This window comes from Gemmatimonas sp. (assembly GCF_044345575.1).
Lineage (GTDB): Bacteria > Gemmatimonadota > Gemmatimonadetes > Gemmatimonadales > Gemmatimonadaceae > Gemmatimonas.
Genome location: NZ_JBIJAW010000025.1, coordinates 1 through 20,569 on the forward strand (window position 1 = coordinate 1; position 20,569 = coordinate 20,569).

The 20,569-nt window shown below is 67.2% G+C and carries 16 protein-coding genes and 1 tRNA gene; 11 read left to right on the forward strand and 6 right to left on the reverse strand.

Going from position 1 to position 20,569, the window contains the following annotated elements:
* Positions 1–185: 185 nt before the first annotated feature.
* Both ppsA and ACIQ6O_RS03100 read right to left on the reverse strand, forming a co-directional pair.
* The gene (ppsA, locus tag ACIQ6O_RS03095; protein WP_396206310.1) at positions 186–2,558 is read right to left on the reverse strand and encodes a phosphoenolpyruvate synthase; all 2,373 of its coding nucleotides are present in this window, start codon (positions 2,556–2,558) and stop codon (positions 186–188) included.
* A complete protein-coding gene (locus ACIQ6O_RS03100) occupies positions 2,555–3,319 on the reverse strand; it encodes an SDR family oxidoreductase (RefSeq protein ID WP_396206311.1) in 765 nt (254 codons plus the stop codon). Before ACIQ6O_RS03100 ends, ppsA begins: the two co-directional genes overlap by 4 nt.
* Positions 3,320–3,469: 150 nt before the next feature.
* On the opposite strand from ACIQ6O_RS03100, the gene ACIQ6O_RS03105 reads away from it, so the two are divergent.
* Positions 3,470–3,542, forward strand: a tRNA-Ala gene (locus tag ACIQ6O_RS03105).
* A 108-nt stretch (positions 3,543–3,650) separates the two neighbouring features.
* The gene (locus tag ACIQ6O_RS03110; RefSeq protein ID WP_396206312.1) at positions 3,651–4,796 is read left to right on the forward strand and encodes a sterol desaturase family protein; all 1,146 of its coding nucleotides are present in this window, start codon (positions 3,651–3,653) and stop codon (positions 4,794–4,796) included.
* A gap of 15 nt (positions 4,797–4,811) precedes the next feature.
* Here ACIQ6O_RS03110 and menC read toward each other — a convergent pair whose 3' ends face one another.
* On the reverse strand, positions 4,812–5,930 hold the full coding sequence (gene menC / locus ACIQ6O_RS03115) for an o-succinylbenzoate synthase (RefSeq protein ID WP_396206313.1): 1,119 nt from the start codon (positions 5,928–5,930) through the stop codon (positions 4,812–4,814).
* Positions 5,931–6,002: 72 nt separating this feature from the next.
* A complete protein-coding gene (locus ACIQ6O_RS03120; RefSeq protein WP_396206314.1) occupies positions 6,003–6,836 on the reverse strand; it encodes a hypothetical protein in 834 nt (277 codons plus the stop codon).
* Between the two features lie 190 nt (positions 6,837–7,026).
* Between ACIQ6O_RS03120 and ACIQ6O_RS03125 the strand changes: the two genes are divergently transcribed.
* From ACIQ6O_RS03125 to ACIQ6O_RS03150, 6 genes are all read left to right on the forward strand, one after another.
* Entirely contained in the window at positions 7,027–8,928 is a 1,902-nt protein-coding gene (locus tag ACIQ6O_RS03125) for a CocE/NonD family hydrolase (protein WP_396206315.1), read from the forward strand.
* 77 nt (positions 8,929–9,005) lie between these two features.
* Entirely contained in the window at positions 9,006–9,743 is a 738-nt protein-coding gene (locus ACIQ6O_RS03130; protein WP_396206316.1) for a GntR family transcriptional regulator, read from the forward strand.
* Positions 9,744–9,841: 98 nt separating this feature from the next.
* Entirely contained in the window at positions 9,842–11,383 is a 1,542-nt protein-coding gene (locus tag ACIQ6O_RS03135) for a serine hydrolase (protein WP_396206317.1), read from the forward strand.
* Positions 11,384–11,397: 14 nt separating this feature from the next.
* Entirely contained in the window at positions 11,398–12,567 is a 1,170-nt protein-coding gene (locus ACIQ6O_RS03140) for a dipeptidase (protein ID WP_396206318.1), read from the forward strand.
* A 5-nt stretch (positions 12,568–12,572) separates the two neighbouring features.
* Positions 12,573–14,249 carry an amidohydrolase family protein gene (locus ACIQ6O_RS03145; RefSeq protein WP_396206319.1) on the forward strand — a complete coding sequence of 559 codons (1,677 nt, stop codon included), beginning with the start codon at positions 12,573–12,575 and terminating at the stop codon, positions 14,247–14,249.
* Positions 14,246–15,460, forward strand: a complete 1,215-nt coding sequence (locus ACIQ6O_RS03150; RefSeq protein ID WP_396206320.1) for a M20 family metallopeptidase — start codon at positions 14,246–14,248, stop codon at positions 15,458–15,460. The genes ACIQ6O_RS03145 and ACIQ6O_RS03150 overlap by 4 nt, the downstream gene beginning before the upstream one ends.
* Before the next feature lie 55 nt (positions 15,461–15,515).
* Here the strand turns inward: ACIQ6O_RS03150 and ACIQ6O_RS03155 are convergent, their stop codons facing one another.
* Together ACIQ6O_RS03155 and ACIQ6O_RS03160 are read right to left on the reverse strand one after the other, a co-directional pair.
* Positions 15,516–16,049, reverse strand: coding sequence for a hypothetical protein (locus ACIQ6O_RS03155; protein WP_396206321.1), 534 nt, complete (start codon positions 16,047–16,049; stop codon positions 15,516–15,518).
* Positions 16,050–16,101: 52 nt separating this feature from the next.
* On the reverse strand, positions 16,102–17,919 hold the full coding sequence (locus ACIQ6O_RS03160) for a putative bifunctional diguanylate cyclase/phosphodiesterase (protein WP_396206322.1): 1,818 nt from the start codon (positions 17,917–17,919) through the stop codon (positions 16,102–16,104).
* A 172-nt stretch (positions 17,920–18,091) separates the two neighbouring features.
* Between ACIQ6O_RS03160 and ACIQ6O_RS03165 the strand changes: the two genes are divergently transcribed.
* From ACIQ6O_RS03165 to ACIQ6O_RS03175, 3 genes are all read left to right on the forward strand, one after another.
* The gene (locus ACIQ6O_RS03165) at positions 18,092–18,571 is read left to right on the forward strand and encodes a redoxin domain-containing protein (RefSeq protein WP_396206323.1); all 480 of its coding nucleotides are present in this window, start codon (positions 18,092–18,094) and stop codon (positions 18,569–18,571) included.
* A 182-nt stretch (positions 18,572–18,753) separates the two neighbouring features.
* Positions 18,754–20,247 (forward strand): sensor histidine kinase, encoded by a 1,494-nt coding sequence (locus tag ACIQ6O_RS03170; protein WP_396206324.1) that lies wholly within the window; start codon positions 18,754–18,756, stop codon positions 20,245–20,247.
* Positions 20,244–20,569: response regulator (locus ACIQ6O_RS03175; protein WP_396206325.1), on the forward strand; the 326-nt coding region annotated here is incomplete at its 3' end. The genes ACIQ6O_RS03170 and ACIQ6O_RS03175, both read left to right, overlap by 4 nt.

The window sequence follows — 20,569 nt, forward strand, 5'->3', positions numbered from 1 at the left end:
AGATGCGCGTGTTCATGATGACCACGCCGTGCAAGGACGAAGTGCAGGTCCCCGTGGACCCGAAGACCATGGAACCGCTGCCCGCGCACGAGTAAGCCGCGCACTGGTGCACGCACGAAAAAGGGCGGTCCCGATCAGGGGCCGCCCTTCGTCGTTTCCGGTACCGTTTCCGGCGTCCCTGCCGCTCAGGACTTTGTGCTCCCCTCAAGCGCGGCAACGCGCTGCAGCACCGGCACCACGCTGTCGGGGTTGAGCGAAATCGAGTCGATACCCGCGCGCACCAAGAACTCCGCGAACTCCGGGTGATCGCTCGGCGCCTGCCCGCAGATCCCCACCTTGCACCCCACCGCGTGCGCGTCGGCAATCAGGCGCTCGATCGACCGCAGCACCGCCGGATTTCGCTCGTCGAAGAGCGAGGCGAGCAGGGCGTTGTCCCGGTCCACGCCAAGCGTGAGCTGCGTGAGGTCGTTGCTGCCAATGCTGAACCCGTCGAACCGCGCGCCGAACTCGCGCGCCAGCAGCACGTTGCTCGGGATCTCCGCCATCACGTACACCTCGAGCCCAGCCTCGCCACGTACCAGTCCGTGCCCGCGCATCTCCGCCAGCACCTTGTCGGCCTCGTCCAGCGTGCGGCAGAACGGAATCATCACCACCACGTTGCGGAGCCCGATCACCTCGCGCACCCGCCGGATGGCGCGACACTCCAGGCCGAATCCTTCGCGATAGCGCTCGTCGTAATACCGTGAGGCGCCGCGGAACCCGATCATCGGGTTCTCCTCGTGCGGTTCGAACTCGCGCCCGCCCAGCAGCCCCGCGTACTCGTTGGTCTTGAAGTCGCTGAAGCGCACGATCACCGGCTCCGGCCACTGCGACGCCGCGATCTGCGCAATGCCGGCCGCCAGTCGATCCACGAAGAACTCGGCCGGCGAGGCGTACCCCTGCGTGAGCGTCGCAATCGCGCGGCGGTCGTCGTCCGACAGCCGCTCTGGATGCAGCAGCGCCATGGGATGCGCCTTCGCCATGTGCTCGATCACGAACTCGATACGCGCCAACCCGATACCACGCACCGGCAGGCGCCACCAGCGCATCGCCATCGCCGGGTCGGCCACGTTGAGCATGATCGCCGTGCGCGTCGTCGGCATCGCGGTGAGATCGAGCGTATCCTCGCGGTAGGGAAGCACGCCGTCGTACACCGTGCCCATGGGCCCCTCCGCGCAGCTCACGGTCACCTGGTGCCCATCGAGTACGTCCGACGCGCCCGTGGCGCCCACGATGGCGGCAATGCCCAGCTCACGGCTCACGATGGCCGCATGGCTCGTGCGCCCGCCGCTGTCCGTCACCACCGCCGACGCGCGCTTCATCACCGGCACCCAATCGGGGTCGGTCTGCTTCGCTACCAGCACGGCGCCATCCTCGAATCGATCCGCCTCGGCCATGCTCCGCAGTGCGATCGCGCGCCCAGTCGCGATGCGGCTCCCCACCGCTACGCCGCGCACGAGCACCGGCCCCGTCCCCTCGAGGGTGAACGTGCTCACGCTGCCGGTCTGCTCGCGCGACCGCACCGTCTCCGGCCGCGCCTGCACGATGTACAGCGCCCCATCGAGGCCGTCCTTGGCCCACTCCACGTCCATCGGACAGCCGTAGTGCGCTTCGATACGCACGCACCAGCGCGCGATCGTCAGCACCTCGTCGTCGCTGAGGCAACGCCGCGCCCGTTCGTCTGGCGTGGTGTCCACGTTCATCGGGGAGCCCGCGGGGGAGAGCACCATCTTCTGCTGCTTGAGCCCCGTGGTCGCGTCGAGGATGGGTGTGAGCGACGCATCGGCCAGCAGCGGCTTGAACACCCGCCACTCGTCGGGGTTCACCACGCCCTTCACCACGTTCTCCCCCAGCCCCCACGCACCGGTGAGCATCACGAGCGAACGGAACCCTGTTTCCGTATCGAGCGTGAACGCCACGCCCGCGGCGCCCACGTCGCTGCGCACCATCTGCTGCACGCCCACTGACAGCGCCACCGTTTCGTGCGCGATGCCGTGGTGCTGCCGATAGGCAATGGCCCGGTCGGTATACAGCGACGCAAAACAACGCGGCACGCTGGCCAGTAGTGCCTGCACGCCCACCACATTGAGATACGACTCCTGTTGCCCCGCGAAGCTCGCGTCCGGCAAGTCTTCCGCTGTGGCCGAACTGCGCACCGCTACCGGCGGGTCGGCTTTCCCCGCACGCGTGCCCAACTGCACGTAGCGTTCGCGCACGTCGGCGGCGAGCGCGTCGGGAAGCGCCCCCGCCACCATGGCCTGCCGAATCGCGGCGCCCACCTCGGCCAGCGGCGCGCCATCGTGCAGCCGCTGCAGCTCGCGCGCGATGACCGCGTCGAGATGGTTGTGCGCGAGAAACAGGCGATACGCCGCGGTGGTGAGCGCGAAGCCGTCGGGCACAGCAATGCCGAGTGACAGGAGGTGCCGCCGCATCTCGCCCAGCGAGGCGTTCTTGCCGCCTACCAGCGCGAGGTCGTTGCGCGAGAAGTCGTCGAACCAGCCGGAGAGCGGGGCGGTCATAGCGCCATCCATCCACCGTCGGCGGTGATAACGGCGCCGTTGATGTAGCGCGCCGCATCGCTGGCCAGGAACAGCGCGAGCTCCGCGATGTCGCTCGCTTCGAGCCAGGCCGGAATGAGCGTAGCGAACTGGCCGGCGCGCGCCGCGCCCACCGGGTCGAGCTCATCGGCGGGCATGCTCTCGGCGATGTTCGTCTTCGTGGCGCCGGGGCAGATCACGTTACAGCGGATACCGCGCTGCGCGTACATCCACGCCGTGCTGCGCGTGAGCCCGAGTAGCGCGTGCTTGGAAGTGGTGTACGCCGCGCCGGCCGCGCCACCGCTCAGCGAGGCGATGCTCGCCACGTTGATGATCGCGCCGTGTCCCTGGGCCAGCATCGCCGGCACGGCTACCCGGCTCGTGTACATCGGCCCGTCCACGTTCACGCGCATCACGCGGCGCCACACGTCGTCGGTGAGTTCGCCCACGCCGGCCATGTGGTCCATGATCCCCGCGTTATTCACGAGCACATCAATACGCCCGTGCCGGTCGAGCGCCGCGCGCACGAGCGCCTCGGCGTCGGCGCGCTCGCCGATGTCGCCCACCACGGTGTGGAGGGCGTACCCACCCGGCGCCAGCACCGCCGACAGCTCGGCCAGCCGAGCGGCGTGTACGTCGCCCGCCACCACCACGGCGCCCTCGCGCGCGAACAGCTCCGCCATGGCGCGCCCCATGCCCGATGCCGCGCCGGTGATGACGGCCACTTTGTTTTTCAGTCGCATTACCAATCCCCGATTCAGATGGACATATCCACCATGCCCTCAGGGACGTGAGCGCGCCGTCGGGGAGACCCTGTCAGCTGTGGGGCAACCGCCCCCTGCCGTACGGCAGCCGTCGGCGATACAATACCTTGGCTGCGATACAGCGGCCTCGGGGCGTTAGCTCAGCTGGGAGAGCACCTGCTTTGCAAGCAGGGGGTCATCGGTTCGATCCCGATACGCTCCACTTAGAACTCATCAAAACCGCGACGGCCCTACAGGCTGTCGCGGTTTTGCGTTGCGGCCACGATCTCCGAGACCACTGGGCTCCCGCAACCACCGTATCTTTCCCGACATGTCCCTCGACGACATCGTCGCCCGCGCCTTCGACGACCACGAGCCCACCCGCGTCGGTTCCGGTTGGCTGAGCGGCACCGCCTCCGTCTTCCTCGGGACCCTCGCGCTCGGCGCCGTCGCCTGCTTCTACTGGCCCGCGCTCCTCACCAGCCCCGACGTTCGCGCGCTGCTCCCCATGCCGGCCGTGCGCACCATCCTCCAACTGGTCATCGGACTCGGCTTCCTCCTCGGGCTCCTCAGCGCCCTCCTCCGCACCCGCAAGGTGCTCGGCCTCACCGGCATCGCCATGGCCCTCGCCGCCGGTCTCGCGGGCGGCGGCAATATCCCGGTTGAGGGCGCCGTACCCACGGTGCCGGTGTACCTCGGGCTCGACTGGTTCCTCCTCAACATCCTGCTGCTTGCGGTGCTCTTCGTGCCGCTCGAACGCCTCTGGCCGCTGCGCGCCCAATCGGTGTTCCGCCCACAATGGACCACCGACGGCGTGTACTTCTTCGTGAGTCACCTGCTCGTGCAGATGTCCACGCTGCTCACCCTCATGCCGGCCCGCGTGCTCTTCGGGTGGGCCGTGCATCCCGCCGTGCAAGCAGCCGTGCAGTCACAGCCGGCCGCGCTGCAGTTCCTCGAGTGCGCCATCGTGGCCGATCTCACCGAGTACACGGTGCATCGCTTCTTCCACAAGACCACGTGGCTGTGGCCCTTCCACGCCGTACACCACTCGGCCACCAGCATGGACTGGCTCGCCGGATCACGCCTCCACGTGGTCGACGTGGTGCTCACGCGCGGTCTCACCTTCGTGCCGCTCTTCGTGCTCGGCTTCGACACGGGGCCGCTCTACGCGTATCTCGTGTTCGTCTCGGTGCACGCGGTGTTCATTCACGCCAACGTGTCGTGGCGCTTCCCGCGCTGGGTGGAAGCGCTCGTCGTCACGCCTCGCTTCCACCACTGGCATCACGCCATCGAACGCGAAGCCATCGATCGCAATTTCGCGGTGCACTTCCCCTGGATCGATAAACTCTTCGGCACCTACTACGGCCCGGCAGGGCAGTGGCCCTCCGGCTACGGCATCGAGGGGCACCCGGTGCCGGAGGGATACCTCAAGCAGTTGGTGTATCCGGTCACCGGCACCAGGAGCGAGACGCCGTAGCCGTCCCGCCGCCGCTCAGCGCAGGACCGCCTTGCGGACCGTGAGGCTTTCGATGCGCTCCAGATCGAGCTCCACGCCAAGCCCCGGCTTGTCGAGCGGCACCGGCACCATGCCGTCGGCGGTCATCGTCCACTCGGGCGTCACGATATCCCGCGCCCAGTAGCGCGAACTCGGCGACAGATCGCCCGGCTTGGTGAAGTTGGGGAGCGACGCCAGCGCCACATTGCACGCGCGGCCGATGCCGCTCTCCAGCATACCGCCGCACCACACGGGGATGTTGTTCGCCTGGCAGAAGTCGTGAATCGCGAGCGAGCTCGTAAAGCCGCCCACGCGCCCCGGCTTGATGTTGATGATGCGGCCGGCGTCGAGCGTGACCATGCTGCGCGCACTGTCTACCGAGGTGATGGATTCGTCGAGACAGAGCGGCGTCTTGAGCTGCTTCTGCAACGACGCATGCTGCACGATGTCGTCCCACGCGAGCGGCTGCTCGATCATCATGAGCTCGAGTTCGTCGAGCTGGGCCAACACCGCCGCATCGGCGAGCTGATACGCGTTGTTCGCGTCGGCCATGAGCGGCGCGTCCGGGCCGAGTGCCTCGCGCACGGCGCGAACGTACGCCACGTCCTGACCGGGGGCGATCTTGATCTTCACCTTGCGATAGCCCTGCGCCACCGACGCGCGCGCCTTCTCCACCAGCGCCTCGGGGGAGGACTGAATGCCGAGCGAGATCCCCGTGGCGATTTCGCGGCGCGTGCCGCCGAGCAGCTGCGCGAGCGGAATGCCCTGGCGCGTGGCCTCCAGTACCCACATCCCCATCTCCACGGCGGCCTTCGCCATGAAGTTGCCGCGGAAGTCCTGCTCGAGCACGGGATACACATCGCGCGGGTGCGCGAAGTCGCGCTGCAGCAGGCGCGGTGCCACCCACTGACTGATGGCCAACCACGCGGTGTCGATCGCCTCCTCGCGATAGTTCGGCTCTTCCGGCGCCACGCCTTCGCTCCAGGCCACTACGCCGTCCGTATCGCGCAGCTCCACCAGCGTGATACGTCGCTCGGAGACCGTGCCGGAGGAGATGCGGAACGGCTCGCGCAGCGGCAGACGGATTTCGCGCAGGGTGATCTGTTCGAGCTTCATCGCGGAACGGGAAGAGGTGGGGAGGGGAAGGGCCTGACCCGTTGGACCGGGTCGCAGCTCAAAGCCGAGTGGTTATGCCCGCTCGAGCTGGTAAAACGGCGGCGCGTCGGCCGTGGCCCGCTGGAAGGCCGTGACCGCGTAGCCTGCATCGAGATAGTGCAGCAACGCGCGCCGCGTGGCCGCTCGCCAGTGCGCGCGCTGCGTCAGGTCGAGTTGCTCGTGATCCACGGGTACCGCCACGCGCACCACGCTCGCCTCCGAGAGAGGCATCGCCATCGGGGTGGTACCGTCGTCGTTGGGGCGCACCACGAACACGCCATCGGCGTGCACCACCGGAGTGGCGGCGACCGCGCCAGTCAGATCCCACGCCGCGATCCACCGGTCGGTTTCGAGCGCGCCATGCAGCGGGCTCCCGGTGTTGGTGCCGTACATGTTCACCACGTACTCCGACGCGCGGGCGCCCAGCCGCATCAGGTTGAGGTGCGCGTTGCGTGACACCAGCGGATCGAACGTCCAATACATCGTGCGCACGCCTACGGACAGGCAGAGGTCGCGCTGATGTTGCTTGAGCCGCTCACCAATGCCCAACCCACGCGCTTCGGGGCGCACCGCGAGCATGTCCGACCAGTGCGCCACGACACCGTGCCGCACGCCGGTCATGCCGAACACGAAGCCCAGCATGCGCCCGGTCGGCGAGAAGGCCGCGGCGCACACGCCACCCATCTTCTGGGAGATCATCAGGATGGCGGGGGGCACCACCTCGAGAAAGCCGGGGCCCCAGATCTCCTCCTGCACCACCGTGCACTCCTGATACTCCTCGAGCGTGGCAACCCGACGGCAGATGACACCGTCTTCGGATATCGCCGGCAGCACGACAGGGCTGGGCTGAATCTCGATAGTCGACATGGGGTGGTTCGATGGGACTGGAAAGGGGCGGTAACAGGCCAGTGCTCTTGCCGAACCGGTAGGGGAAACCTAGCTTGGCGGAACACTGTATACAATATAGTGCACGAAAAGACGCGCACGTGCCCGGCGATGCCGAGGCGCCTACGCGCTCCACCAAACGTACCGCGCCTTCACCCGTTCACCACCGGCTATGTCTGTATTCACCCTGACGGCGGTTCGGCAGCGCGCGGTCGCAGCCGTCCTGGCGGTATCGCTCGGGGGCGCCCTGGGCGTCGCTCCCGCGGCACTCACCGCGCAGACGCTCTCGGCCGCCGACAGCGCACGCGTCGCGTCGCTCGAACGACGCGAGGTGATGATCCCCATGCGCGACGGCGTGAAGCTGCACACGCTGGTGTTCACGCCGCGTACGCAGCGCGGGCCCCTGCCGTTCATCCTTACGCGAACCCCGTACGGGATCGCCGGCGCACAGGGCAACTTCGTCACCTCGTACGCCGAACTCGCTGACGAAGGCTACATCTTCGTCTTTCAGGACATCCGCGGTCGGTTCACGTCCGAGGGCGAGTTCGTCATGCTGCGCCCGCCACGCGACAAGCGTGACACCAAGGCGATCGACGAAAGTACCGACACGTACGACACCATCGAATGGCTGCTGCAGAACATCCCGAACAACAACGGGCGCGTGGGGCAACTCGGGGTGTCGTACCCGGGCTGGCTCACCGTCATGGCCATGCTCGATCCGCATCCCGCGCTCAAGGCCGTGTCCCCGCAGGCGTCACCCGCGTCCATGTTCATCGGTGATGACTTCCATCACAATGGCGCGTTCCGGCTGGCGTACGGGTTCGAGTACGTGGCCATGATGGAGAGCGGCAAGGACGTGCAGCGCTTCCAGTTCGACAAGGCGGACAACTACAGTTGGCATCTCGAAAGTGGGCCGCTGTCGAACATCGACCGTCTGCACTTCAAAGGTCAACGTCCCACCTGGAACAACTTCGTTCAGCATCCCAACTTCGACGCCTTCTGGCAGCGCGAAGCGGTCGCCCGGTATCTCGACCGCGTGAATGTGCCCACGCTCAACGTGGGTGGCTGGTGGGATCAGGAAGATTTCTACGGCCCGCTCACCATCTACCGCGCGCTCGAGCAGCACGACACGAAGGGGCTCAACTATCTCGTGGTCGGCCCGTGGAATCATGGCGGCTGGCGCGGTAAGTCCGGTCAGACACTGGGAAGCATCGACTTCGGCAGCGCCACGGCGCCGTGGTTCCGGCGTACGATCGAGGCGCCGTGGTTCGCCTACTGGTTGAAGGACAAGGGCACGCTGTCGCTGGCGGAGGCCACCACCTTCGAAGCCGGTGCCAACGAGTGGCGCACCCACGACGCGTGGCCGCCCAAGCGCAACGTCACCTCGAAGCGCCTCTACTTTCAGCCGCAGGGCAAGATGGGCTTCGATCCTCCCAAGGCCGGCGACCCCAAGCCCTTCGATGAGTACGTGGCCGATCCGAACAAGCCCGTGCCGTATCGCCCGCGCCCCATCCTCCCCACGTTCGGCCCCGGCTCGACCTGGTCGCAATGGTTGGCCGACGATCAGCGCTTCGTGCAGGATCGTCCCGACGTGGTGGCGTGGGAGACGCCGGTCCTCACGGAAGACATCACCATCGCCGGGGAGGTCGCGACGAAGCTGTTTGCCGCCACCTCGGGATCGGACGCCGACTGGGTGGTGAAGCTCATCGATGTCTATCCGGAGAGCGACGCCAAACTCCCGGGCTTTCAGTTCATGGTGGCCAACGACGTGTTGCGTGGTCGCTTCCGTAACAGCTACGAAAAGCCCGAAGCCATCGTGCCGAACAAGACCACCGAGTTCAACGTGAACCTCCACACGCAGAACTACCGCTTCAAGAAGGGACACCGCATCCGCGTGCAGGTGCAGAGCTCGTGGTTCCCGCTCATCGATCGCAATCCGCAGACCTTCGTGCCCAACATCTTCGACGCGAAGGCCTCCGACTTCCGCGCCGCGACACAGCGTGTGTTCCGTTCGCCCGGCCTCTCCTCGTATATCCAGATGTCGGTCGTGAACGCCACCCCGATCGTTCCGTGACCGGAGCCTCGCGGCGTCCCCCGGGTAGGCGCATGCCGGGACGTCGTTGATGCGCGGCATGGCGATTACTTTTCGAAATGCCTCGCACCAAGACTGTCCCTGCCACCACGCCTGAAGACGTCGCGTCCGGGCGTGGCGAGAGCGTGGGGCGTGCCTACGATCAGCTCCGGGAGCTTATCGTCCACGGCCGCCTCGCCCCTGGCAGCCGCATCATCGAAAGCGATATCGCCACCCGCCTGGGCCTGAGCCGTACGCCCATCCGGAGTGCGCTGCATCGGCTGCAGCAGGAGGGCTATGTCTCCAGTGTCGATCGGTTGAAAGAGAAGCGACTGATCGTCGCGCCGCTGACCCAGAGCGACGCCATGGAGCTCTTTCAGATCGTGGGACAGCTGGAAGGATTGGCGGCCCGCGCCGCGGCCGAGCGACCGGAGGCCGAGCGTCGATCACTCGTCGTACATCTGCGGGAATTGAATGCCGCCTTTGCGGCGGCTGGGCGCACGTCGCCTGCCGACCCGGCGATTCTCTTCGACCTCGACATGGCATTCCACCGTGCCTATGTGGAAGCGGGGGCGGGGACCCGCCTGCTGGCACTGCACGAGTCGATCAAGCCACAGGCGGAGCGGTATGCCCGGCTGTACGTGAACTCCCTGTTGGACGAGATCGCCACCTCGGCCGCTGAGCATGAGGTCATCAACGGGGCGATCGATGAGGGCGCCGCGCAGTCCGCCCAGCGCGCGGTGGAGAGCAACTGGCGCAACGCGGCCAGCCGATTGTCACGGGTGATCGGCGCGCGCGGCGAACTGGGGAGCTGGTAGGGTCCCGTCTCGGCCGTCGTGCTTGCTGGGCATGGTGCCGGGGCGTACGTTGGCGCAGTGTTGGTTCCCAGTTTTGTATACAAACGCCGATCCCCACCATGCGAGCTTCTCCCCGGTGTTTCCCGCTCGTCCTCGCCACCGCGCTGGTCGCCATGGTAACCGCTCTCCCAGCCGGTGCACAGGCAGCCAACACCGCAGCCATCGTCGCCGGCCTCGACGCGGACATCACCAAGGCCGTAAAGGACTGGAAGGCCGTCGGCCTCGCCGTATCGGTCGTACGTAATGACAGCGTACTGCTGGCCAAAGGCTACGGGCTGCGCGAGCTCGGCAAGCCCACGCCGGTCGACGCCGACACGCGCTTTGCCATCGGCTCTACGACCAAGGCCATGACGGCACTGGCGCTCGGCATGCTGGTGGACGACGGCAAGGTGCAACTCGATGCCCCGGTCATCGACTATCTCCCGGCGTTCCGCCTCGCCGACCCCTACGTCACGCGTGAACTCACGGTGCGCGATCTGCTCACACACCGCGCGGGGCTCGGCAATGCCGACATGCTCTGGGTCGGCGCCGACTACACCGCCGACGAAATATTCCGGCGCGTGGGCACCCTGCCACTGTCGTATTCATTCCGCGGCGGCTGGATCTACCAGAACATCATGTACGCCCTCGCCGGTGACGTGGTGCGCGCGGTGTCCGGCATGACCTGGGATGCATTTCTCGAGCAACGCATCTTCGCGCCCCTCGGGATGACGCACACCGTCACACGCCTCGCCAAGATCGAGGGACAGGCCAACGTGGCGTCGCCGCACGGCGTCGTGGATGACACCATGCGCGTCATTCTCAACCGCACGGTCGATCCCGTGGCGCCGGCCGGGTCCGTCTGGTCGAGCGTCAACGACATGGCGCACTGGATGCGCTTCGTCCTCGACAGCGGGCGCGTGGGGGGCAAGCGTCTCGTGAGCGAAACGATGTTCCGGGAGTGGCTCTCGCCGCAGGCTATCGCCGATCGCAACACGTATCCGGCGCTCACGCTCGCCCAGCCGCATTTCTTTCTCTACGGGCTCGGCTGGTTCCTGCAGGATTACAACGGGCAGGCGGTGGCCATGCACACCGGGAGCATCGACGGCATGAGCGCCATCATCGGCCTCATCCCGGACAGGAGACTCGGGGTGTACGTGCTGGCCAACGCCGATCACGTGGAGCTGCGCCACGCCATCATGTACGAGGTGTTCGATCGGCTGGGCGGAGCGGCGGGCGTCGCCAAGCGCAACTGGAGCGCCGATCTGCTCGCCATATTCGATGCGCAACACGACCGCGCGGTGGCCGGGCAAAAGGCCGCCGACGCACGACGCGCGCTCAACACGCGGCCGTCGCTGCCGCTCGCGGAGTATGCGGGCAACTACCGGCACGCCACCTATGGCGATGTGATCGTCTCGCAGCAGGGCGACGCGCTGCGCCTCAAGTTCGGCAATGCGTTCGCAGGCCCCTTGTCCCACTGGGAATACGAGACGTTCCGTGCGCGGTGGGAGGATCGCCGGAATGGCGATGGCATTGTCACCTTCCGCCCCGATGGTGTGGGGCATATTGCCGCGTTGCAGCTGCTCGGTATGTCGTTCGCCAAACTTCCCACCGCCCGCTGAACAGGCACCTCACCATGACCGACTCGTCGTTCGTTTCGCGTCGCACGCTGCTCAAGCAGACCGCGGCGGCAGGGCTCGCCAGCATGGCTGCCCCCATGATCAACCTCGGCCGCTTCCAGCTGTTCGGGCAGGGCACGCCCGAGTACTCGGCGCGCGCCATCGGCCTCGTGCAGCGGTCGCTGGTGATCGACATGCTCGCTCCGTTCACCCTCGATTTCAACAAGCAGGCCAAGTGGGAGGTGAACGCCGAAACGTTTTCCGACGCCACATTCCAGGAGTTCCTCGACTCCGGCATCAACGTGTTCCATCCGGCCATTGGGCTCGGCGGCATCACGCCGTTCGAGACGGCGCTGCGCTGGTTCGCCAGTTGGAACTCGTTCATCGCCGGCAACGATACGCGACTCATGCGCGTCGATAGCGCCGGCGACTTCGCCCGCATCAAGAGCTCCGGAAAGATCGCGGTCATCCTCGGGCTCCAGAATTCCGAGCACTTCCGCACGCCCAACGATGTGAACCTCTTCCATGCGCTCGGACAGCGCGTCTCACAGCTCACCTACAACAGCCGCAATCTCATCGGCAACGGCTCCACCGAGCGGCGTGACGAGGGGATCAGCGATTTCGGCGTCGCCATCATCGAGCGCATGAACAAGGTCGGCATGGCGGTCGACGTGTCGCACTGTGGTGATCGCACCACCCTCGATGCCTTCGAACTCTCCCAAAAGCCCGTTCTCATCACACACTCCAACGTGCGCGCGCTCGCCAACGGCCATCCGCGCGACAAGGCCGACGAGGCCATCCTCGCCGTGAAGAAGAGCGGGAGCGTCATGGGCATCACCGGCGTGCGCATGTTCGTGAGCGACAAGGAGCCCACCACCATCGAAACCGCGCTGGACCACTTCGACTACGTGGCCAAGCGCATCGGCCCCGAGCATCTGGGGGTGGGCAGTGACATCGACCTGCACGGCTACGACGACATGCCCCCCGAGCTCAACAAGCAACTGCGCGCCGGCTACAAGGGCAGCTACGGCTTCCGCGAGAAAATCGACATCGAAGGGATCGATCACCCCAAGCGCATGTTCGATCTCACCGAAGGGCTCATCCGGCGCAAGTACAGTGACGCCAACATCGAAGGCATCCTCGGCGGGAACTTCAAGCGCGTGCTCACCGATATCTGGACAGTCTGATGGTCATGCGTCGCTTCCTCTCGCGGTTCCATTCGCGCGCGCTCGTTGCGGGCGCAATGCTGTGGTGCGCGCCACTGGCAATGATCGCGCAGGGCAATCCGGCCGACAGCATCTTCGATGTGGTCATCCGGAACGGCCGCGTCCTCGATGGGTCCGGCAACCCATGGATCCTGGCCGACGTGGCCATCCGCAATGGCCGTTTCGTCCGCATCGGCAAGGTCGCGGAGCAGGGGCGCCGGGAGATCGACGCGCGCGGCAAGTACGTGTCCCCCGGCTGGATCGACATGATGGACCAGTCGGGGAGTGTGCTCCCCCGCAGCGGACGCGCGGAGAACAAGCTCCGTATGGGCGTGACCACGGCCATCGGCGGCGAAGGCGGCACGCCGGTGCCGGCGGCGCGGATTCCCGAGTATTTCGCGCGCCTCGAGCAGCAGGGGATCAGCATCAATTTCGGCACGTATTTCAGCGAGACGCAGGCCCGTGTCGCCGTGCTTGGCCAGTCGGCGCGCGCGCCCAACGCCGATGAACTCACGCGCATGCGTGCCATCATGGACACCGCTATGCAGGCGGGCGCCATGGGCATGACCACGGCCCTCATCTATCCGCCGTCCAGCTACGCCACGACGGACGAACTCGTGGAAGTGGCGAAGGTCGCGGCGAAGTACGGCGGGGTGTACGCGAGCCACATTCGTGGGGAAGGCGCCGAGGTCGTGGATGCCGTGAAGGAAGCCATCGCCATCGGCGAACGGGCCGGCATGCCGGTGGAGATCTTCCACCTCAAGGTTGCACATCAGCCCGGCTGGGGGGTGCTCATGGATTCGGTGCGGCGCGCCGTCGATGCCGCCCGTGCGCGCAACGTGGACGTGGCGGCTGATGTGTACGTGTATACCGCCGGCGGCACCGGGCTCGAAGCCACCATCCCCAGCTGGGCGCACGAAGGGGGGCGTGACTCGTTGCGCGCGCGTCTGGCCGACAGCACCGTGCGGACGCGGCTCAAGCGCGAACTGCGCACCGGCTCGCCGGGCTGGTGGAACATCGTCGAAGCCGCCGGCGGCTGGGGCGGCGTGGTGCTCGTGAACGCGCAAAATCCGGACAACGCGCGCTTCCACACCAAGGCCATCGCTCAGATCGCGAAAGAAACGGGGAAGGATCCAGCCGATGCCGCGTGGGATCTCGTGGCGCAGGGCAACGGCCGCGTCATGGCCGTGTACCACATGATGTCCGAACAGGACATCGAGACGGCGCTGCGCTTTCCGTGGACGAGCATCGGCAGTGATGCCGGAGCCGTTGTGGAAGTCGGTGTCCCCGATGCCACGGGCCTTCCGCATCCGCGCGCATTCGGCAACGCGGTGCGTGTCGTGTCGCGTTATGCGCGCGATCGCAAGGTACTTTCGGTGGAGGAAGCCATCCGCAAGATGACCTCGTGGCCGGCCACCCGTATGCGCCTCGCCGACCGCGGCGTCATTCGCGAAGGAGCCTGGGCCGATGTCACCATTTTCGATCTCGAGACGCTCGACGATCGCGCTACGTACGAGAAACCCATGGACCTCCCCAGCGGCATCGAGCATGTTCTGGTGAATGGGGTGATCGTTATCGAGAACGGTCGCCATACCGGAGCCACGCCGGGGCACGTACTGCGTGGCCCGGGCGCTCGTCGACCTTCAGCCGAACCGCCGCGATGACGCCGTTGTCCGAACCCGCTGGTGTGCCCGACACCGTGTGGCAGCAATTCAGCGAGGCGCACCGTACCGCACTGCTCGACCTGCGGCGCGACTTGCACCAGCACCCCGAGTTGGCGTTCGCCGAAGAGCGCACCTGCGCCACGCTGGAGCGCGCGCTGGCGGCCGCGAATCCGGTCAACATCACGCGCGTCGCGGGTACGGGGCTGGTCGCGCGCATCGCCGGACATGACCGCAACGCGCCGGTGGTCGCCGTGCGCGGCGACATCGATGCGCTGCCCATTCAGGAAGCCACCGGGCTCCCCTATGCGTCGGTCAACGCCGGCGTGATGCACGCCTGTGGCCACGATGTGCATGCCTCGTGGGCGGTGGGCGCCGCGTATCTGCTGGCCGAGAACCCCGCCGCTGGCGACGTGCTCGTGGTGCTGCAGCCCGCCGAGGAGATCGGTGAAGGCGCCGCCGCCGTGCTGCAGTCGGGAGCGCTCGACGAAGTGGCCGCCATCTTTGGCGCGCACGTCGACCGGCGCTTTCCGGTGGGGCAGGTGGTCGCGCAGGCCGGGTCGCTCGCCGCCGCCGCCGACAGCTTCACGGTCGTGCTGCATGGACGCGGGGCGCACGGCGCGCGGCCCCATGAGTCGGCCGACCCGGTGCTCGGGGCCGGGCTGCTCATTGCCGCGCTTCAGGGCATCGTGTCGCGGCGGGTCAATCCGTCCGTACCGGCCGTACTCACGGTGGCCACCATGAACGCCGGCACCGCGTCGAACGTCATCCCCGAACGCGCCACCATTGGGGGCACGCTCCGCGCCACCGATCCCGTCACGCGCGCCCTGCTCGCCGACGAACTCCGGCGCGTCGCTCAGGGCATCGCGCTCGCGCACGATCTCACCGCCGAGGTGCACATCGAGCTCGGAACGCCCCCCATCGTGAACCCTGAGCAGCAGGCGCTTTGGGCACGGCAGGCGGCCGCCAGCGTGCTCTCCCCCGAGGCGGTCGTGCCGCTGGGCATCACCAACATGGGCGGCGAGGACTTCGCCTTCTACATGGAGCGCATCCCGGGTGCCTTTCTCCGGGTCGGGGCGCGTGAACCCGGCGGCGACCCCACGCCCGCGCATACGCCACGCTTCTTTGCGGCCGACGGCTGTCTGTTCGTGGGGGCGGCGGTGCTGGCGGAAACCGCGCGTGTCGCGTCGGCGGCGCTGGCCAACGTCCGCTGACCCAGCGTCGCGCGTAGCCGTCCCGCTACCAGCTGACCTGTTACCAGCTGACCTGTTACCAGCTGACCTGCGCGAGCACCGCGGCGGCGGGGGGCTGCGATGGCGGCACTTCCGCCGCGTTCACCAGCATCACGCTGGCCCCCTCGCTTTCGCGCCCCTCGGCGATGTCCTTCGTGAGCTCTTCCTGCAGCGCCGTGTTGGCGAGCGCGTTGGCCGCGTCCAGCGTGGTAGCCTGCACGAGAATGGAGCCCTGCACCGGGAACTGCCCCCCCTCGCGCAGGTAGCCCACGAGGAAACGGGGCATCGACGGAGCAGCGGGGGCCCGCGGCGCGCGCACGGGGCGGGGGGCGCGAGGCGCCGGATCACCCACCAGCACGAGGCTCGCCGCACGCACCGTGTACTCGCGGCCGGCCGCGTACCCGCTGGCCGGATCGGCCTCGACCACCTGCACGAGAAAGGGCAGGCCGAACGGCGACGCCGGGTGGGCTTTTTCGTCGACACGCCGAACCCGCCCGCGCACGAGGGCGCCGGCGAATTCGAACTGGACGACATCACCAGGACCGAGGTCCTGATCAGGGTCGGAGGGCATCGACAAACGGTGCATGACCGTGAGTGTCGGCCCCTTCATCTCCGGGCTGAAGTCAGGCGCCGCGCGCCTCCCCTCGGCGCCGGTCGATGAGCCGGCCCGTCATCACGTTAAGCGGAACCGCTTCGCTGAAGTGCCGCCCCTGCTGGGCGACGCACTGCAGGCGCGCCAGCCGCTGCGCCTGTTCGCCATTCTCCACGCCCTCGGCGATAACATCGAGGCCGAGACCGCGGGCCAGGCGCACCATGCTCGACACGATGGCTTCGTCGCGCTGGTCCACCAGCATCTGCGTGACGAAGCGACGGTCGATCTTGATCCCGTCCACTGGAGCCTCGCGCAGGAAGGTGAGGCTCGCGTGCCCCACGCCGAAGTCGTCCACGACCAGCCGCACCCCCAACCCCTTGAGGGCTCGCAGCGTTTCGATCGCGGTTTCACCGTCGACGACCGTACTGTTCTCGGTGAGTTCGAGGGTGAGCGCCTGCGGCGGGCACCCCGTTTCAGCGAGAATCTGGGCGACCCGGCGTTCGAAGCCGTGCTCACGCAGCTGCACGGCCGACAGGTTCACCGCCACGCCGACGTCGGGTTCCACCCCGCCCGCCCGCCACGTCATCACGGCACGGCAGGCCTCGCGCAGTACCTGCTCACCGATCGGCACGATCAGACCGGTGTCCTCCGCCAGATCGAGAAATCCCGCCGGGGAGAGCAGGCCGCGATCGGGGGCACGCCACCGGAGCAACGCTTCGGCGCCCACCACCCGGTCGGCCACGACATCCATCACCGGCTGGTAGAACACCTCGAATTCACCACGCGAGACGGCGGCGCGCAGGCGCGCTTCGCGCCGGTGCGACACGGAATCGGACGCTCCTCGGGGCTCGAACTCCCCGGGAATGACCAGCGTGCCTAGCGCGGGCGTGAGCTGACGATCGCGTCGTCGCTGATACTTCTCGCGGTACATGTCGGCGTCGGCGGCGTCGAGCAGGTCCTGAGCGGTCGTGCCGTCGAGCGGCGACATGGCGCTGCCGATGCTGGCTTCCATCACGAGCGGATCGCCCGTTGGAAGCGCGATGGGTTCGCGCAGGGAGGCGAGGATGGTTTCCTTCACGAACGCGACGTCGCGGCGGCTCGTGACCTCGGGGAGCAGGATCACGAACTCGTCGCCGCCCAGCCGGGCCACCGCGTCGGACCGGCGCACGCACTCCACGAGCCGCGCCGCCACGGCCTTGAGCAGGACGTCACCAACCGCGTGCCCTTGGGTGTCGTTGATGCCCTTGAAGCCATCCAGGTCGACGAACAGCAGCCCGGTCTTGCGCTGGTAGCGACTGCCATACGCGAGGGCCCGCTCCAACTGATCGTGAAAGAGGGCGCGGTTGGTCAGACCGGTGAGCGGGTCATGGGTGGCGCGGTGCGCGGCGTCCACGCGCGCCGCCTCGAGCCCCGCGATGCGCCGCTGCCGCTCTGCCGCAAAGGCGAGCAGGCGAGCCAATGCCTCCGGCGACGTCTCCCGCTTGTCGTGGCACTCGTGGGCACCGGCGCGCAGGGCGCGAAGTCCGAGGGCGTCGTCCAGCGATCGCGTATACACGATCACCGCCACCTGCGGTGCGGCGCCCCGTATGCCGGCCAAGGTGGCGAGGCCGGTGGCGTCGGCCAGATCCAGTTCGAGCAGCACGCTGTCGAACGACGACTCCTGCAGCGCCCGAATGGCGAGCCCCAGACTCGCCACGCGAAAGAGTGCGATACCGTCACCGAGTCTGGCCCGGAGCCCGGCTTCGGAACGCTCCGCCTCGTGCGGATCGTTGTCCACCAGCAGCACGCGAAGACGCGCGGGCGCGGGTGTCGCGTCCGTTGGCGTGGGGAGCGGGTGTGGTTCCGGCATGGCGGCGACGAGGAGTGTCGAAAGTGGCAGATTAGTCTCCTCTTCAAGCTGTGACGCGGACCCGAGGAAATCCACAGGGGGCTCCCCTACAGCGCGTTTGTGACACTCCAGCTTTTCCACATGAGTTCGGGTCCATAGTGGCCCCCCATCATCTCACAAAAAAGTTTCCCACATGGATATCGCCATTCCCGCTCCGCTCACGGCCGGAACCGACGCGCCGGACTTCTCGCTCCCCGGTACCGCCGGCGGTTCGGTCACCCTGTCGGGCTATCGAAACAGCAAGCACGTCCTGCTGGCCTTCTTCCCCGCCGCCGGTACACCCGTCTGCACTATCGAAATGTGCGCCTTCGGTGAGGACTTTGATCGCTTCTCGGTCGCTGAAGTAGAAGTACTTGGCATTTCTATGGATAGCATGGATAAGCTCGAGCAGTTTCGAGATGCACAGGGGCTTCGGACGCAGCTGCTGTCAGACATCGATGGCACTGTGGCGCGGCAGTTCGGGGCACTGTGGAAAAGCGGCACCATCGCAAACCGGGCGTACTTCCTGATCGACAAGGCCGGCGTCATTCGCTGGGCGCACGTGGAGGAGCACCCCGGGCTCCGTCGTGAGAATGAGGAAATCTTTGCGGCCATTAAATCTGTGACTGGCTGACGTCGCGGCATGGTCGCCGCGTGGGTCGGACGGGCGACTGAGCCGGACGTCCTCGGGGGCGGCTGTTTCGGTCAGCTTGTCCGAACACGGGGGCACATCTAGCTTGCGGATGGCTGCGGGTGCGCGCGGTGGTTCGTGCCGCGCGCGCTCGGATTCTGTCTCCTCGCCCCCTTTCCTTCCCGATGCCCAACGCGTCCGTGGCTCCGCTGGCCGAGTACGTCGCCGCCCTCGCGCGCGCCGGCGACTCGGGGCGGGGCTTGCCCGTCTTGCTCGACCGGCTTGGCCGCGACCTGCGGGCGCACCGTGTCGCGCTGGAGTTCGTGGAAACGGAGGTGCCGACACTCGTCTGGCCCGCTGATGCGGACACGGACACACCGGCCCTCCCCGTGTACACACGCATGGTGGAGGCTGGACAGCTCGCGGTGGGCAGCCTGTTGGTTCACCGTGAGGAGCACCTCGACGATGGGCACCACGCGCTGCTCGAGCAGGTGGCGCACCTCATCGCCGTGGCGATCAATCGGGATGCGTACCTGCACGATCTCGAACGCGAAGTGACGGAACGCGTGCGTGAGCTGGCCGAGCAGCGCGCCTTCATCGAGTGTATTGTGGATTCTTTGCCGGTCGGTCTTTATGTGATCGACCGCCACTACCGCATTACCGCCTGGAACCACAAACGGGAGACCGGCCTGCAGGGCGTCGCGCGCGCCGATGCCGTGGGGCGCTCCATCTTTGAGGTGCTGCACCGGCAGCCGGCGACACTCCTCAAGAAGGAGTTCGACGAGGTCTTCGCGTCCGGGCGCCTGCAGCAGTTTCAGATGGAGAGCAACGCGTTCGGCGAGACGCGGACCTTTCGCTTGTCGAAGATCCCCATGCGCCTGGGCGGCGAGGCCGTCACGCACGTCATCACCATCGGCGAGGATATCACCGACTGGCGGGCAGCGCTCGACCGGTCGGCCCAGGCCGAGAAGCTGGCCGCCCTTGGCCAGCTGGCTGCCGGGGTCATGCACGAGATCAACAACCCGCTGGCTACCATTGCCGCCTGTGCGGAATCCATCGGCCTGCAGGCCGACCTGGGCACCGCCACGCCACCCACCGAATTGCTGCGCATCATCGACCTCGAGGTGCAGCGCTGCAAGAAGATCATCAACGGGCTGCTCGATTTCTCGCGCCCCAAGTCGCTGGGCCGCGAGACCTTCGATCTGAACGCCGTCGTGCAGCAGGGGCTCTTCCTCCTGCAGCACCATCCCCGGTTCAAGCGGGTCAAGGTGGTGATGGAGCTGGAATCGGCCGGCCCGCTCCTCGTCGAAGGCGATCAGGATCAGCTGGTGCAGGTGCTCATCGCCCTCGCCATGAACGCCCTCGATGCGTCACCCGAGCAGGGGCGGGTCATCATTCGGACTCGGCTCGAACTCCCGGGGAATGCCGTGCTCGAGGTGGAAGACGAAGGCCCGGGCATTCCGCGGGCGCTGCAAGCCAAGGTGTTCGAGCCGTTCTTTACCACCAAGCCGCCAGGGCAGGGAACGGGGCTGGGGCTGGCCATCTGCTACGGTATCGTGGGCGAGCACAACGGCCTGCTCGAACTGGTGTCCGCTGAGGGACAGGGGGCCAATTTCCGGGTCACCCTCCCCACCGGTGAACGGGCAGCGGCGGCCATCGCGGTGTCGGAGCCCACATGAGCCACACACCGGCAGGGGCAGCGGGCGCCGACAGCGGCAGCCCCATTCGCGTGCTCATCGCTGAGGACGAGGCCCACCTGGGCGCAATCCTCGAACAGTTCATGACCGCGCGCGGATTCGCCGTGCGGGTCGTGCGCGATGGCCGATCGGCGCTCGAGCTGCTGCGCACCGAGCCCTTCGATGTGATTCTGGTGGACGTGGTCATGCCCGAAATCGATGGGCTCGAGGTGCTGCGACTCGCGCGCGAGGAACCGCTGCCTCCGGAGTTCATCGTCATCACCGGCAACGGGACCATCGAGACCGCCCTCGCGGCGCTCAAGCT

Coding starts and splice junctions, on each gene's coding strand:
- ppsA (WP_396206310.1), bottom strand. CDS start 2,558: ATGACCGCCCCGCTCTCCGGCTGGTTCGACGACTTCTCGCGCAACGAC.
- ACIQ6O_RS03100 (WP_396206311.1), bottom strand. CDS start 3,319: ATGCGACTGAAAAACAAAGTGGCCGTCATCACCGGCGCGGCATCGGGC.
- ACIQ6O_RS03110 (WP_396206312.1), top strand. CDS start 3,651: ATGTCCCTCGACGACATCGTCGCCCGCGCCTTCGACGACCACGAGCCC.
- menC (WP_396206313.1), bottom strand. CDS start 5,930: ATGAAGCTCGAACAGATCACCCTGCGCGAAATCCGTCTGCCGCTGCGC.
- ACIQ6O_RS03120 (WP_396206314.1), bottom strand. CDS start 6,836: ATGTCGACTATCGAGATTCAGCCCAGCCCTGTCGTGCTGCCGGCGATA.
- ACIQ6O_RS03125 (WP_396206315.1), top strand. CDS start 7,027: ATGTCTGTATTCACCCTGACGGCGGTTCGGCAGCGCGCGGTCGCAGCC.
- ACIQ6O_RS03130 (WP_396206316.1), top strand. CDS start 9,006: ATGCCTCGCACCAAGACTGTCCCTGCCACCACGCCTGAAGACGTCGCG.
- ACIQ6O_RS03135 (WP_396206317.1), top strand. CDS start 9,842: ATGCGAGCTTCTCCCCGGTGTTTCCCGCTCGTCCTCGCCACCGCGCTG.
- ACIQ6O_RS03140 (WP_396206318.1), top strand. CDS start 11,398: ATGACCGACTCGTCGTTCGTTTCGCGTCGCACGCTGCTCAAGCAGACC.
- ACIQ6O_RS03145 (WP_396206319.1), top strand. CDS start 12,573: ATGCGTCGCTTCCTCTCGCGGTTCCATTCGCGCGCGCTCGTTGCGGGC.
- ACIQ6O_RS03150 (WP_396206320.1), top strand. CDS start 14,246: ATGACGCCGTTGTCCGAACCCGCTGGTGTGCCCGACACCGTGTGGCAG.
- ACIQ6O_RS03155 (WP_396206321.1), bottom strand. CDS start 16,049: ATGCCCTCCGACCCTGATCAGGACCTCGGTCCTGGTGATGTCGTCCAG.
- ACIQ6O_RS03160 (WP_396206322.1), bottom strand. CDS start 17,919: ATGCCGGAACCACACCCGCTCCCCACGCCAACGGACGCGACACCCGCG.
- ACIQ6O_RS03165 (WP_396206323.1), top strand. CDS start 18,092: ATGGATATCGCCATTCCCGCTCCGCTCACGGCCGGAACCGACGCGCCG.
- ACIQ6O_RS03170 (WP_396206324.1), top strand. CDS start 18,754: ATGCCCAACGCGTCCGTGGCTCCGCTGGCCGAGTACGTCGCCGCCCTC.